Annotated in this window: 12 protein-coding genes and 4 tRNA genes; 4 read left to right on the top strand and 12 right to left on the bottom strand. The window is 45.6% G+C overall.

All coding sequences use genetic code 11. The features are described 5' to 3' along the window. Positions 1–130: 130 nt before the first annotated feature. Positions 131–1741, bottom strand: a complete 1611-nt coding sequence (locus BHV83_RS13030) for an OmpP1/FadL family transporter (RefSeq protein WP_286757597.1) — start codon at positions 1739–1741, stop codon at positions 131–133. A 30-nt stretch (positions 1742–1771) separates the two neighbouring features. Then, positions 1772–3061, bottom strand: a complete 1290-nt coding sequence (locus BHV83_RS13025; protein ID WP_286757596.1) for a hypothetical protein — start codon at positions 3059–3061, stop codon at positions 1772–1774. Between the two features lie 287 nt (positions 3062–3348). Here BHV83_RS13025 and BHV83_RS13020 point away from each other — a divergent pair, with 287 nt between their 5' ends. Beyond that, entirely contained in the window at positions 3349–5415 is a 2067-nt protein-coding gene (locus BHV83_RS13020; protein ID WP_286757595.1) for a cation:proton antiporter, read from the top strand. A gap of 3 nt (positions 5416–5418) precedes the next feature. Here BHV83_RS13020 and BHV83_RS13015 read toward each other — a convergent pair whose 3' ends face one another. The 7 genes from BHV83_RS13015 to BHV83_RS12985 form a co-directional block, all read right to left on the bottom strand. Beyond that, positions 5419–6414, bottom strand: a complete 996-nt coding sequence (locus tag BHV83_RS13015; RefSeq protein WP_044544614.1) for an Acg family FMN-binding oxidoreductase — start codon at positions 6412–6414, stop codon at positions 5419–5421. Positions 6415–6528: 114 nt separating this feature from the next. Next, positions 6529–6613, bottom strand: a tRNA-Ser gene (locus BHV83_RS13010). Between the two features lie 15 nt (positions 6614–6628). Then, positions 6629–6701 (bottom strand) — tRNA-Lys (locus BHV83_RS13005). A 19-nt stretch (positions 6702–6720) separates the two neighbouring features. Then, positions 6721–6793 (bottom strand) — tRNA-Lys (locus BHV83_RS13000). 116 nt (positions 6794–6909) lie between these two features. Then, a complete protein-coding gene (locus BHV83_RS12995) occupies positions 6910–7713 on the bottom strand; it encodes an MBL fold metallo-hydrolase (protein ID WP_005858162.1) in 804 nt (267 codons plus the stop codon). Between the two features lie 49 nt (positions 7714–7762). Further along, a complete protein-coding gene (locus BHV83_RS12990; RefSeq protein WP_005858163.1) occupies positions 7763–8827 on the bottom strand; it encodes an asparaginase in 1065 nt (354 codons plus the stop codon). Positions 8828–8849: 22 nt separating this feature from the next. Then, a complete protein-coding gene (locus BHV83_RS12985; protein WP_005858164.1) occupies positions 8850–9461 on the bottom strand; it encodes a trimeric intracellular cation channel family protein in 612 nt (203 codons plus the stop codon). A 172-nt stretch (positions 9462–9633) separates the two neighbouring features. Here BHV83_RS12985 and BHV83_RS12980 point away from each other — a divergent pair, with 172 nt between their 5' ends. Next, positions 9634–11115 (top strand): DUF3943 domain-containing protein, encoded by a 1482-nt coding sequence (locus BHV83_RS12980; RefSeq protein ID WP_005858165.1) that lies wholly within the window; start codon positions 9634–9636, stop codon positions 11113–11115. Here the strand turns inward: BHV83_RS12980 and BHV83_RS12975 are convergent. Further along, the gene (locus BHV83_RS12975; RefSeq protein WP_121962234.1) at positions 11112–12749 is read right to left on the bottom strand and encodes an ABC-F family ATP-binding cassette domain-containing protein; all 1638 of its coding nucleotides are present in this window, start codon (positions 12747–12749) and stop codon (positions 11112–11114) included. The genes BHV83_RS12980 and BHV83_RS12975 overlap by 4 nt on opposite strands. 345 nt (positions 12750–13094) lie before the next feature. On the opposite strand from BHV83_RS12975, the gene BHV83_RS12970 reads away from it, so the two are divergent. After that, entirely contained in the window at positions 13095–13643 is a 549-nt protein-coding gene (locus BHV83_RS12970; RefSeq protein ID WP_121962232.1) for a 30S ribosomal protein S16, read from the top strand. Between the two features lie 82 nt (positions 13644–13725). On the opposite strand, the gene BHV83_RS12965 is transcribed toward BHV83_RS12970, so the two are convergent. Both BHV83_RS12965 and trxA read right to left on the bottom strand, forming a co-directional pair. After that, entirely contained in the window at positions 13726–14058 is a 333-nt protein-coding gene (locus tag BHV83_RS12965; protein ID WP_005866270.1) for a CGGC domain-containing protein, read from the bottom strand. A gap of 84 nt (positions 14059–14142) precedes the next feature. Further along, positions 14143–14616 (bottom strand): thioredoxin, encoded by a 474-nt coding sequence (trxA, locus tag BHV83_RS12960; protein WP_005858169.1) that lies wholly within the window; start codon positions 14614–14616, stop codon positions 14143–14145. 192 nt (positions 14617–14808) lie between these two features. On the opposite strand from trxA, the gene BHV83_RS12955 reads away from it, so the two are divergent. Next, positions 14809–14893 (top strand) — tRNA-Ser (locus tag BHV83_RS12955). Positions 14894–15276 lie beyond the last annotated feature (383 nt).

The raw sequence follows: 15276 nt of genomic DNA, 5'->3' as shown, positions 1-15276 counted from the left end.
TAATGGAAGCAAAAGAACGAAAAATATTTTAAACCAACAAATATTTTATTTCAAATTATAAAAAGAATGTCCCCTGCCCGCACCTTTAACGTACGAACAGGGGACTTTACAGATCTAAAATATATGTATATTAGAACTTGTATCCCAATGTCAAAGCTACACGAGTCGTGTTTGTTTTCATCGTGGCAGGTTGGGCTTCGAGGAATGGTTTCGGATCATCTCCCGCAAACATATTAGAGAACGCATAAACATCTTCCTTATGCGTACGGAATACACAAGCCAAGTCCGTATAGAAGTTCGGGGTGAAGCGATAACCGATACCTACCGTATAATTCATGACCCCTTTATCGATCGTATAATTAGGAATCGTACCAACCGTAAAGACCTCTTTCTCTCCATTCTTCAGTTTATCCTTGATCGGACTATCGCTGTAGGCGACACCTGCTCTTACGGCAAATTGAGGAGTAACCTTTACCTCCGCACCTACACGGATCGTATTCATTGACTTGAAATTATCCGTTATATCTTGGTTAGTATACACGTTACTGCTACCATCCGTTTGATACATACGCATATTCTTATAATTCATCAACTCGTAATCAACGCTTATCAAAGCGGTCGTACCCAAGATTGCGGCGGCACTAAAGATCCATTTATCCGGAGAACGGAATTCATAGTCATAATAAGCATTATTAGGGGTAGCGGCATCTAGTTTACGCTCTTTCATCTCCCCTTTATCCATAAAGGTCAGATAAGAACCGGCCTCACCATAATAACGATCTGTCATCTTATACCACGTTGGTGAATTATAAGCTACACCCAAACGAAGAAAATCAGTAGGACGAACGATAGCACCCACATTAAATGAATACCCGGTACCATCCGTATCCAAGTAATTATCTAAGTATAAAGTATTGCCGTTCGTAAATTCCTCATCATACGATGACTGATATCGATAGTTCAAATCCGTAATCGCAACCGTAGCGCCAAGCATCACAAGTTCCGATATATTTATACCGAAAGCCAAGTCATATTGATCCACGGAACCTCGCTCTGAAACTTTTAATTGACCTCCTTGCAATAAATACGGACTCCATTGCCCATCCGCATCTTTATCCCCGAACGCACTATAATACTCTTTATCATTATCGTTATATGAATCCATATAACCGGCATTGTATCCTAGAATAGATAGCCAATCACCTAAGTCTTGGTTATTATAAGGGTTATAGTCTTTACCCTCCCCTAACAGTCCGCTAGGCATTCCTGCCGCACGCATGGCCACATAATCAGAAAGAGAAGTATTCAAATCACCTCCTGTAGCCATCGTATAGTTCCGGTTATAATTCTTCAAGCGATTATAAGAGAAACCAACGTTCCAGCTCACGATACCCTCATCATTCGCTGTCGGGAAATATCCTACGTAAGCGATATTATCGAAACTCACCTTCGTACGGCTGTTGTCCACCTTCGAACCAAGCCAATCGGTCTTCGCAGAGGCCGAAGACAAACTCAATGTCGTAACTACCTCCGAGCTTTTATAAATCGCCAAGCCTGCCGGGTTCGTATTCATAGCGGAAATATCACCACCTAACGCACCAAAAGCACCACCCATTCCTAAATAACGAGCCGTACCATTCAACTCCGTCTGGGAATACTTAAAGGCATCCAACTGTGACTGCGAAAAAGCGGTGCCGCCACACAGGGCAAGCACCGACATTATAATTCCTATCCTTTTCATCGTATCTCTAATTTTATCAACCTAACACTTTTACCTGCGACCACCACCGGCACGGCCACCTCCGCCACCAACAGAGCCTCCACTAGAACGACCTCCACCGAAGCTACCGGAAGAAGAACCTACCGAACTACTACGAGAAGGAGAGGAACTTCTAAATTGACTGGAAGAAGAGCGACTATTTGAGAAATCGCTACTGCTTCTGGAAGAAGAACGTGTTACCGGAGCTGAATATTGACGTCCGGAAGAAGATGCGGCTCCAGAACTACTTCTGGAAATCCTTGTTCTCGCCGAGCTATTACTTATGCCCGAGCTACTTCTTGTCGTTGCCGAATTTCTAACAGAAGAAGAGGAACGACGTCCCGCACCAGAGGAAATAGCAGATTCCCTACGGGTAGATCCCGCACGTCCATTGCTCAAGGAACTTGAAGACGAAGGTCTTGTAGTCGATCCGGAATTTCTCAAGGAAGAAGAGCTACTGCTCCGCCCACCTGTATAACCGGAACCTCTGCCACTCGCATAAGAGCGATTATCTCGATAAGAGGAACGTCCGTTTGAATAATGTCTACTTGGAGTCGAGTAGTAACCGGGATAGTAATGATGGTGATGTCCCCAATGGCCACCCCAATAGCCTCCACCCCAGCCCCAAGACGGGCCATACCATGGATCGTACCACGGACTATAATAGCCGGCATAAAAGCCTCCCCAGCCCCAGCCGAATCCCCAAGACGGGCCGTAGAAGCGAGATGAATAAGTCCACCAAGGGCTATAACTATAGAACCAAGGATCGTACCAACCGGTATACCAAGGCGACCCCCAACCGTTGCCGACATTGATATTAAAATTCACGTTCGCACTACCGTTCGAATAATCCGTATCATAGCCGTAACCATAATATCCGTCACTCAGATACAAATCGACTTGATCCGCTCCGGCGATCGTAATCTTACTCGGCGAATGATAACGAATGATACGTTCCGTATATTCAGTATCCGAACGACGCTCGGAAGAAGACTCATTCTCATCGCTATCCTCATAGATAACGGAATCATCCTCACGATAAGGCTCCTCCACCTCGACTGATGTATAACGACGGTTATATTCATCTACATCCCGGCTGTCTGAAGAAGCTTGGCTCTTGGCTGTAGCGACAAGGGCCCTAGACTCCTGTTTCGGCTGAACAACCTTTTTCTCTTCAACCTGTTCTTTCTTTTTCTTGTTTTTGGAAGAGAAATACACATCATCAAAGAACTCCTCCTGAGCCGCGGCACTAAACGCGATCAGAAGCATCATCACTAAAGATGTTAATTTCATGGGTTTCATATTTGTTTCTCCTCTACATTAAATAAATATTTTTCTCTTTTCATGTTTGACACCCTTTTATGCAAAGGGTTTAAACGCTTTTTAGTTTTATAACAATAAACTCAATGCAATGTATGTACAAATATAATCGGTTCACGCTAATGTCCCAAGATTTACATATACTTTAACTTATAAAACTCACACATTTATTGTTATCTATAAAAGAAGATGCAAAGTTGGCGTAAACGCTGCAATCTCCGCAAATTCTTATTATTTTTGTTTCAAATTATAACGAAAAAATTACGCATATGGTATTAGCCTCGACAATAGATTTCACATTGCCCTTAGCGGACCCGGTATTAAAATTTCTCTTGATTCTTTTAATTATCCTGGCCGCTCCCCTTTTATTAAACAAGCTGAGAATCCCTCACCTGCTTGGACTGATCATTGCCGGCGCAATTATCGGACCGCATGGCTTTAATCTCGTATTACGGGATAGCAGCATTATCTTGTCCGGGACGGCGGGATTGCTTTATATCATGTTTCTCGCCGGATTGGAAATCGATATGGCGGATTTTAAGAGAAATAGTACGAAAAGCCTAGCTTTCGGCATGTACACATTCCTCATTCCGATGATCCTAGGAACGGTTGTCGGGATATGGGTCCTGCGATTCAACATATTGACCTCCGTTTTACTCGCCAGTATGTTCGCCTCCCATACATTGATCGCCTATCCGATTATCAGTAAACTGGGTATCAGCAAAAACAAAGCTGTCAGTATCACCGTAGGAGGAACGATGATCACTGATACCTTGGCATTGCTCGTCCTAACGATCATTGTCGGCATGGCCACCGGACAGGTCAACGATATGTTTTGGATTCGTCTGGGGGTTTCCATCTTGATATTCGCATTAATCGTATTATTCGGTTTCCCTTTCATTGGGCGTTGGTTCTTTAAGCATGTACACGATAATATATCACAGTATATATTCGTGCTGGTGATGGTATTTCTGGGATCTTTCCTAGCTCAGGTAGCGGGTATGGAGGCGATCATCGGGGCGTTCTTATCCGGACTAGCCCTAAATCGCCTTATCCCGCAAAGCTCACCCTTGATGAATCGTGTAGAGTTCGTAGGAAATGCCATATTCATCCCATTCTTCTTGTTGGGCGTAGGTATGTTAATAGATTATCGTACGTTCTTTACCAGTTTCGAGACCATTAAAGTAGGGCTTATCATGATTATCGTAGCTACGGCCGCCAAATACATAGCCGCTTGGATGACCCAAAAGACTTTCCATCTGTCCACGGATCAGCGAAGCGTTATTTTCGGCCTAAGTAACGCACAAGCCGCCGCTACATTGGCCGCCGTGATGGTCGGATATAACGTAATCACCGGAACAGACGCTAATGGGGAACCAATCCGGTTATTAAATGAGAGCGTGTTGAACGGTACGATCCTGATGATACTTGTCACTTGTACCATCGCCTCTTTCGCCGCCCAAAAAGGCGCTCATAACATAGCGGCCCAAGATATATCCGATAAGGAGGAAAACAAAAAAGAATCAGAGCATATCTTGATACCGGTCAGCAATGAAGAGACCGTGGAAGAGCTGGTCAACCTCAGCTTGGCGATCAAATCTCCCCAAAACAAGAACGGCTTGTTTGCCCTAAAAGTGATAGATAACCATCATTCAGACGAGAAAGCGTTGAAACAATCCCGCAGGGTTCTACAGACCGCAGTCAATACGGCTGCCGCCACGGATACCCGGATGAAGGATTTATTAAGATATGACTTAAGCGTATCGAATGCTATCGCCAGCGTGGTAAAAGAGCGGGAGATCACAGATCTGGTAGTGGGATTGCACAAGGAAAAAGATATACCGGCGGCCTTCCTAGGCCATATCGTGGAAAGTGTATTGGCGGAAAGTAGTGTAAGTACATTCATATACAAGCCCGTACAACCCATCTCTACTGTTAGACGGCATCTGATCATCATCCCGGAATTGGCCGAAAAAGAAATCGGTTTCAACCAAATCATCTTTCGGCTACGAAACGTGACCCAGAACACAGGTGCAGCGACAGTCTTTTACGGTTCGGAAGCGACCTTGAATGCCTTAAAGAAATTATTAGCCAAGAAAAGCGGAGAAGCCAGTTATATCGAATTCAACGACTGGGATGACTTCCTGATCGTTTTCCGGGATATAAAACCGGACGACACGATGTGGATTATCCTTAGCCGCAAGGAAGGACTTTCCTACGCTCCCGCCATGGCCCGTATCCCCAAGTACCTCAACAAATACTTTCAGGCAAACAGTTTCGTATTGGCATATCCTGTGCAGGCTGGCATGAACGAGGGCACTCGCTATCTGACTTAACCATTACGGAACCAGCCTCTCACGCCAAGACTTTCGAGGTGAGTACGGCATTTTCCGCTTGGCGTATCCTAGACGGAGGATCAAGGCAGGAATCTCGTTGGTGAAAGACAAGTCTTTCGCCAGCAAACCGGAAAGATCACGCACCTCACAAGGCTGGTTCAAAAAGGCGAAAGCGATATTCTTTTCCGTAGCTCTCAAAAGAAAACGTTGCAAACTCCGGCCTAGCGCAAACCATTCCGGTAGCGTATTTGTCCGTAAGGCAAACAAGGCTAAATGAGAAGAAGAGTCCAGCTTCTTCTTGTCTCCCCTATTTTGTATGCCGGCTTTCAAGACACTTCCCATGATTGTCTCTGAGATAAGACGGGGAAGATTCGGCGCCCCGAACACCGCATAACTCAGGCCGTCCGATGTAGCTCGTACATGATTCTTATTAAAACGCATCCATGATTTCAGCTCTCGTTTAAACAGATGATCGTTCATTTGCCGGTTATTCCCCGCAAATATATAAGAAGAAAGCGTATCGAACTCCCACTCTCCTTTCGACCACAAATGCAGACTGATATTTTCCTCCAAAGGCGTATTCCTCAAATAGCTCAATTGATCCGATGGAATCATTTCCCCGGAATATATGCCTCGATTCGTCTGTCTGACCGAAATTTCCTCGATAAGCCCACTCGTCTCCTTAATCATCGATGCCTCCGACAAGAGTACGGTGATCTCCCCCGATCCTGAAAAAACCGGTAGCGGAGCATATCCTTTTGCCTCAGCCGCAATGCAAAGATTCTCGGTGGCACATCCTAAGCTAATAAATAACTCACGGTTATCCGGATCTACGGCCGGAAGGGACTTACTCATATCCGGAAGAATCTGTATCCTATCCTTTTGCACACGAAACAACCAAGGTTGGGTATTATGTCCCGATGGGGCTTTCACGGCTTGTTCCATCATATAGATAAAATCCGGCCGTATATCACTTATCCGCAATGATCCTGTTTCCATATTATTATACACTTTCTCATTCTAGCGATGCCCGCTACCTCTTTCCGTTCGTGCCCGGACAAACGCCTCAAAAACAAAAAATCCCGTAAAGCTTTCGCCTTACAGGACTCTCTGCGGAAAGACAGGGATTCGAACCCCGGGAACCTCTCAGTTCAACGGTTTTCAAGACCGCCGCAATCGACCACTCTGCCATCTTTCCAATAAGTAAATCGTGTGACCTGGGAGGGGCTCGAACCCTCGACCCAATGATTAAGAGTCATTTGCTCTACCAACTGAGCTACCAAGTCAACATGTTATTTGTTTGAGTGACCTGGGAGGGGCTCGAACCCTCGACCCAATGATTAAGAGTCATTTGCTCTACCAACTGAGCTACCAAGTCATTCTGTTTTGCTATCGTTACTTTTTCAAACCACCGTTTGTTTCTCGATTGCGGGTGCAAAGATAGAGGTTTTATTTTTCCCCGCAAACTTTTCGACTACTTTTTTTCTTAAAATTTTAATCAAACTCGTAAATATCCGAGGGTGTAGTCCGCTTCAACGCTACCAATGAGACATCTTTCCCTACCCTTATGCCCTCTTGGAAAAGACGTATATCCACTGTCTTATAGGCCAGTTCGGGATGGTTATTGTCCCGGCTGAGATGGCAAAGCCAGATATTCTTCAAACCGGTATTATAATGGGTCGCCAAGAACTCTGCGGCCTCCCTATTACTCAAATGCCCGGTGGGGCTCGCCACTCGCTCTTTCAAGAAAGCGGGATATGTACCGAAACGAAGCATCTCCTCGTCATAGTTCGCTTCCAATATTAAATGGTTCGCCATGCAGATATATTTCCCCACCGTGTCCGTGATATGGCCTACGTCGGTAGCGAAAGTGAATTTATGATTACCATACTCGATATGGTACCCCACATTATCAGTACTATCGTGAGGCACCTCGAAAGCCGTGATACGGAAATCACGGATAAGGAATGGAACTTCTTTTTCTATAACCTTGCGGGAGACACATAAGGTCTCCTCCACATACCGGCTCTTATCAATCCCCCGGTGCACGTCGGCTGTCGCATAGACAGGAATGCAAAGCTTCTCGCCCAAATACCCGACCGTCTTGATATGATCCGCATGATCGTGGGTAATCAACACGGCCACGATCTTGGTAAAATCGATCGACCGGTCCTTCAATACTTTCTTTATGGTCCGGATTCCGATACCTGCGTCAATCAGCATACCGAATTCCGAAGTCCCCAAATAATAGCAGTTCCCACTGCTCCCACTCGCTAAACTCAGAAATGATAGTTTCATACTCTCCTATTCCGCAACACTGCTTTTTTTCTGTTTTACATAGTATACACTAGGGGCGGAACGTCTCAGGGATCGATACCTCCCCGATCAACGAGCAGTTCATATGCTCCTTCACCTCGTCGGGTGTCAGCCCATGGCCGAAGAGGAACATTAGCTTCGTCACGGCGCTCTCCGTCGTACTATCGAAGCCGCTCGTCACGCCTGCCTCCAACAATTTGTGCCCCGTCTCATAACGGTGCATCTCCACACTTCCGGCCCTACACTGAGTAACATTCACGATGACGATACCACGGTCTACAGCCTCCTTCAACATATTCAAGAACCATTCCTCGCACGGAGCGTTTCCGCTTCCGAATGTTTCCATCACCACGCCTTTCAGACCCGGGATATTCAGGATACTTTCCACTACTTGCGGAGAAATTCCGGGGAATAGTTTTAGTATAGCGATATTTCGGTCCAACAAATAATGCGGCTTCAGCGGCTTACGCGATACCGGATGATATACCTGCGGCAGATCATACTTAATATAGATACCCGCATGAGCCAAAGCCGGGTAATTGTACGAACGGAACGCGTTAAAATTATCTGCGTTTATCTTACTCGTACGATTCCCCCTCAATAAATCATTCTCAAAAAAGATACAGACCTCCGGGACCAACGGTAAGCCGTTCTCCTTGGCGGCCGCTATCTCGATCGCCGTAATCAAGTTCTCCTTCCCATCGGTACGCAACATCCCGATCGGTAATTGCGATCCCGTAAGGATCACCGGCTTACTCAGGTTCTCGAGCATAAAACTCAATGCCGATGCCGTATACGACATTGTATCCGTGCCATGCAGTACCACAAAGCCGTCGTATTTCTGATAATTATCGGCGATGATTTTCACGATCTTCATCCACGAGTCCGGCCCCATCTCCGAGGAGTCCATCGGAGGATCGAACTGTATCGTGGCCACCGAATACCCCAGTTTCTTCAACTCCGGCATATTGTCCTTCAAATGCTGGAAATTAAACGACTCTAACACTCCAGTCTCCGGATTCTCGATCATACCTATCGTCCCACCCGTATATATCAACAGGATGGAAGCCTTTTCTTGTTGAGTATGCATGTCCATATAATTATGCAAAGTTAATAAATTATTCTTCTCCTTTCAACACCGGAACACTTATATGATATTTTACGGCGATTATACGTGCGAGGAACACGCTCAACGCCGATACGAACTGTATCATCGCCGCCGACATAGAAGTTTGCATACATATATAATATATCAAACCGCCAAAGACACAAGCCAACGCATAAATATCTTTCCGGAATATCAAAGGTTCCTCATTAATCAATATATCCCTCATCATACCGCCAAATGAGCCGGTTATGGTTCCCATCACGATCGCCACCCACATGGGAAACCCGAAATCCAAGGTCTTGGCGATACCTACCACCACAAACAACCCCAATCCGATAGCATCGAATATAAAAAATGTATTGTTCAAACGGATCACGTATTTTCGGAAAGCGATAACGAACAACAAAGCCAAGGCCGAGACAATCAAATAAGAGGCTTGTTCCATCCAAAAAGGCACCGCATTCAATAAAATATCACGAATCGTACCTCCTCCTACAGCGGTCACGACACCCACCACATAGGCGCCAAACCAATCAAATTGTTTCGCAGAAGCCAATCTTATGCCACTTATGGCAAACGCAAAGGTCCCTGTATAGTCACAAAAGGTGATAAAATCTATCATTTTGTTTTTTTCGCAAAAATACGGAATAGTTCGCAAATAACAGCATTTATAGAAAGAATACCTAACAATAATTTAAACCAAACGAATCCCTTAATGTTTATTATATATAAGTTTGCGGAGTGGTTATAACCGTAACCTATTGATTTTTATTTACAAAAGAGAATTGAGTTAGATGAGGATGAAAAAATGCATGTTGATCGGGTTGATCTGTCTGCTATCCAGCCAATGGATGTGGGGGCAACACTTCCCTCAGATGGATGCCCGCAATTACGTGAGCGACACAGCCCTTTTCATTCCACGCCGCCCTTGGTTGGCAGCAAGCGAGGTATTCGGAATGAACATGGCCGTCTGGACTTTCGACCGTTTCTTAATGAACGAGGATTTCGCGAAGATAAACGGACATACGATTAAGCAAAACTTCAAGACGGGGCCTGTTTGGGATACGGATAAGTTCTCTACCAATCTGGTGGCCCATCCCTATCACGGATCGTTATATTTCAACGCGGCCCGTAGCAATGGACTGAATTTCTGGCAATCCATTCCATTCGCGGCGGGAGGCAGCCTAATGTGGGAATTCTTTATGGAAACGGAACCGCCCTCCATCAATGACATGCTTGCCACCTCTTTCGGCGGTATAGAATTAGGTGAGATTACCTACCGGCTCTCCGACTTATTCATCGACAACCGCTCCCACGGGGCGGAACGTGTGGGACGGGAGATCTTATCCGGTTTGATATCTCCGATGCGGGCGATCAATCGTATCATCACGGGAGAAGCTTGGAGACACAGCAGCTCCAAGGGGCGTGTCTACACCTCGGTTCCCGTAAACTTCATCGTGGGTGTCGGCCCTCGCTTCCTTGCCGAGCAGGAAGGCTCCAAGCATGGCACTACGAGCATGCACGTATCCTTCAGGTTGGATTATGGAGATCCTTTCAATGATGATTTCTATTCGCCCTATGAATGGTTTCAGTTGAAGGCCGGGTTCGATTTCTTTTCGAGCCAGCCGCTCATCAGCCAAGTCAATGCCGTTGGGGCTATCTGGGGGAAACAGGTCTGGAGTAAAGGCCCTCGTAGTCTGGCCGCTGGAATCTTTCAGCATTTCGACTACTATGATTCCGAGTTAAAATCCAATAGTTCCCAAACGGTAGCTCCCTACCGCATATCGGAAGCGGCGGCGGTCGGTGGTGGATTGATCTATTACAAAAGAGGCACGCCGGACAATAAGGTAGATGTTTACGCCGAATTATACGGAACAGGAGTCGCCTTGGGCGCAAGCATCTCCGATTACCTCCGGCTGGAAGAGAGAGATTATAATCTGGGAAGCGGTTATAGCGTGAAAGCGTTTACCGGATTGGCCTACGATAAACGCTGGGCGTTCTTAATCGATTTGGAGAACTACCATATCTTCACATGGAAAGGATACGAGCCGGATATAGACTGGAACGCGGTGGACCCTACAAAGTTAAACGTACAAGGCGATGCCGGCAACGCACGTTTAACGGTATTTTCCACCACCTTAGCCTATATGTCCAAGCATAAATGGAATATTGCGTTGCGAAATCGTTATTTCTCCCGCCGTACCCATTATAAGTATCATAAAGATATAGATAGCTCCACGTATGATATTATGCTGACGCTTGGGTGGAGGATTTAATTCTTCCGCTCAAGCTCACGCAGATTCTCCATCTTCTTGCGCTGCATAAACTCATAGATGCCTTCCAAATGCTCCGTCACTTTTTGGTTTCCGAACTCATAGACCTTAGAGACCAGCCCATCCAAGAAATCACGGTCGTGGGATACGACGATCAACGTCCCGTCAAAGTCGAGCAACGCCTGCTTCAAGATATCCTTCGTCTTCATATCCAGATGGTTTGTCGGCTCATCCAGAATCAGCAAGTTCACAGGCTCCAACAATAGCTTAATCATGGCCAGACGTGTACGCTCGCCACCGGAAAGCACCTTCACCTTCTTCGCCGAGTTCTCGCCGCCAAACATGAACGCACCCAGCAGATCCTTGATCTTATTACGGATATCGCCTTGCGCCACATCGTCTATCGTCTGGAAAACCGTAAGATTCTCATCCAGCAGGGAGGCTTGGTTCTGGGCGAAATAACCGATCATCACGTTATGCCCCAGCGTCAACGTCCCCTCATGCTCGATCTCTTTCATGATACACTTCACCAAGGTAGACTTACCCTCGCCATTCTTCCCGACGAAAGCGATCTTATCCCCTCGCTCGATCATCAGATTAGCGTTCCGAAAAACCATATGATCGCCATACGCTTTCGAGACATTCTCGATCGTCACCGGATAAGAGCCCGAACGGGGCGAAGGCGGGAACTTCAAGCGCAAAGCCGAGGTATCTTCCTCATCCACCTCCAAGATCTCCAGCTTCTCCAGCATCTTCACACGGCTCTGCACCTGCAAGGTCTTGGAGTACGTGCCCTTGAAACGCTCGATGAACTCTCTCGTCTCGGCGATCATCTTCTGTTGCTCGTCATAAGCCTTCTGTTGTTGCTCACGACGTTCCTTCCGTAATTGCAAGTATTGGCTATAGTTTACCTTATAATCATAAATCCGGCCCATCGTCACCTCGATCGTACGAGTCGTGATATGATCCACGAACGCACGGTCGTGGCTGATCACCACTACGGCCTGACCATTATCGATCAAGAAATCCTCCAACCACTGGATAGACTCGATATCCAAGTGATTCGTCGGCTCGTCCAGCAAAAGGACATCCGGTTTCTTCAACAGTAGTTTCGCCAGCTCGATACGCATACGCCAGCCACCGCTGAATTCACTGGTTTGCCGGTCGAAATCCTCCCGTTTGAAACCCAGTCCCAACAAGGTTTTCTCTATATCGGCGTCGTAATTGATCTCCTCTATGGAATAGAATTTCTCGCTCAAGGTAGAGACCCGCTCGATCAACTCCATATAACCATCCGACTCATAGTCCGTACGAGTCTCCAGTTGCTTATTCAATTCGGCGATCTCCGCCTCCATCTCGTGCAGATGGGCGAAAGCCTGCGCCGTCTCCTCGAAAACGGTACGGCCATCCTCCGTCATCAAATGCTGCGGCAAATAAGCGATCACGGTATCTTTAGGGGCGGACACTTTTCCACGGCTTGGCTCCCGCACGCCGGCCAATATCTTCAACAAGGTAGATTTACCGGCACCATTCTTACCCATCAAGGCGATACGATCTTTCTCGTTAATCACAAAAGAAACATCCGAGAAAAGGGCGCTTCCACCAAACTCTACTGTTAGTCCGTCAACTGAAATCATATGTTTATCTTAATACATTATTATAATGAAGCCGCAAAGATAAGAAAAATCCCTTTCATTAGGGATGTACAAGAGATTTCATACGATCTTTCCGGAACAAGACTAGGAAGAAATTGGTTACCGACGCCGTCGGCAATATTTTCGACGGCGTCAGCAATATTTCCGACAGCGTCAGCATTATTGCCGACGCTGTCGGCAACCAATTGCATAAGGGACTAATCCCTTAAACTACCTTTAAAAAAAGCAGAAGCATCCACATATTTTCCAACAAAACGCTTGTTTTATAAACAGAAACTCCTATCTTTGCACCCGCTAATACAAACAGCTTAAATTAATTATTCAAACATGGCAACAAAAATTAGATTGCAAAGACACGGTCGTAAAGGTTACGCCTTCTACCAAATCGTGATCGCAGACAGCAGGGCTCCACGTGATGGAAGATTTATTGAAAGGATAGGTTCTTATAATCCGAACACTAATCCTGCTACAGTAGATTTGAACTTCGAAAGAGCTTTGTATTGGTTACAAGTAGGTGCTCAACCTACAGACACAACTCGTAACATCCTTTCTCGCGAAGGCGTTTGCTTGAAAAAGCATTTATTGGAAGGTGTTAAGAAGGGTGCGTTCGACGAAGCCGCAGCTGAGGAGAAATTCCAAGCTTGGTTGAAGAACAAACAAGCTTCCGTACAAGCTATCAAAGAAAAAGACAGCGAAGCAGCTAGAGCAGAAGCTAAAGCACGTCTTGAGGCTGAGAAGGAAGCTAATAAGGCAAAAGCAGAAATCGTAGCTAAAAAGAAAGCAGAATTGGCAGCAGCTGAAGCTGCTAAGCAAGCTGAGGAAGCAGCCGCAGCGGCTCCCACAGAAGAAGCTCCGGCAACTGAAAGCGCTGAATAATTCGTGCGATGCCAAAATAAAAAAGAGGACATTTTTCAATGCCCTCTTTTTTTATGCCTTTTCCACCAGCTACCGGATCTTCCTAATGCGTATAATCGATCAGCCGGATGCCATCGCCTAAATCGTTCTGGATAACATCCTTCATCCTTTTGGCGAAAGGACAGGCATAACCTATCGGCGTCCCTTTTTGGATACAGGAAGCAAAAGCGATACTATCCGCCCCTCTATTCACCAACTCCCTCGCCCTTAATACGGCCTTTTTTCCGGGACAACCTCCGCAATTGATAAACCCAATGATCTCAATATCTTCCTCTACACCCTCAAAGGCTCCCTTTTTCTCACGGATCATCCTAAAATCAGTAGTACCGGGGCAAAAATCCTCTGTTTGCATACATCTGATAATTCCTACTTTCATAAAGCATCCCTCCCAATTAAAAAAGCCGTAAAATCTAAAATTCTACGGCTTTCCGATCTATAAATGATGATTAACTAAGTCGTGTTACTTCTTCTTCAACAAGAAAGTATCGATCTGTTTCACAAACTCCTCACGGGGAAGAGCTCCCATCGATATCTGAGGCTGTCCTTCCTTAGGGATAAACAAGAACGTAGGAATACTTTGTATACCGAAAGCGGCAGCCAACTCCTTTTCCTTATCCACATTTACCTTATAAACTACGATATCATTCTTATACAGGATAGCCAAATCCCTTAAAATAGGAGCCACTTGCTTGCAGGGACCACACCAGTCCGCATAAAAATCGATGATACAAGGCTTATCACCTTCATATACCCATTTCGTAGCGTTCTTCTCGTAATTGAATACCTTTTGCAGGAACTCTGCCTTGTTCAAAGTAACGACCTCTCCCTTGGAGGCGGTACCAGCCTCACTTGATTTATCTGATTTAGCGGACATCGAGCAGCTTACTAATAGCAGCACAACCGAAACCAGCCATAAACTTTTCAACTTTCTCATATAGAAACCTTTTACTTGATTGATAAATTATTTGCTACAAAAATAGCAATAAAAAGGGGATTCCCACACATTCTATTCTTAAAAGAAAAGAATAAACAAAAAGAAAAAAAGCGCATAAGACTCTTGTATATTCCAAAAGAATGACTACCTTTGCAAAGCAATTAAACGAAACGTTTGATCGCACAACATATTGGAAAGATGGCAGAGTGGTCGATTGCGGCGGTCTTGAAAACCGTTGAACCGAGAGGTTCCCGGGGTTCGAATCCCTGTCTTTCCGCAGAACCTACTGAACAAAACAAGAGAGTAAGTGGACAAAAACCTACAAATCGCTGATTTGTAGGTTTTTTTATTGCTTATAAGTCTTGTCTCCAATGCCTTATCAGAAGAAAATTCGGCTCACCCGATAATCAGTGGGGGTATCTTCAGGCTCATCTATATTTCATTTCAGCCGGCAACCTAAGACAAGTCGACCTACAGAAATATAGAAGTCGGCCAACAGATGAGATCATGGGATAACCATTGCCATATAAATCGCTGTCTTATATCCTGTTAATCAACAGGCCAACTCACTTGAGAAAGGCTTCCCAAGTGAATAACTAACCACTTCCAGACTCGTAAGCTTACGGCTACCCCCAGCCGTAAGTTATTCACTTGACAAAC

This window comes from Parabacteroides sp. merdae-related_45_40 (assembly GCF_001915675.1).
The sequence above is the reverse complement of the archived record's forward strand: the minus strand, read 5'-3'. Positions and strand labels throughout refer to the sequence as shown.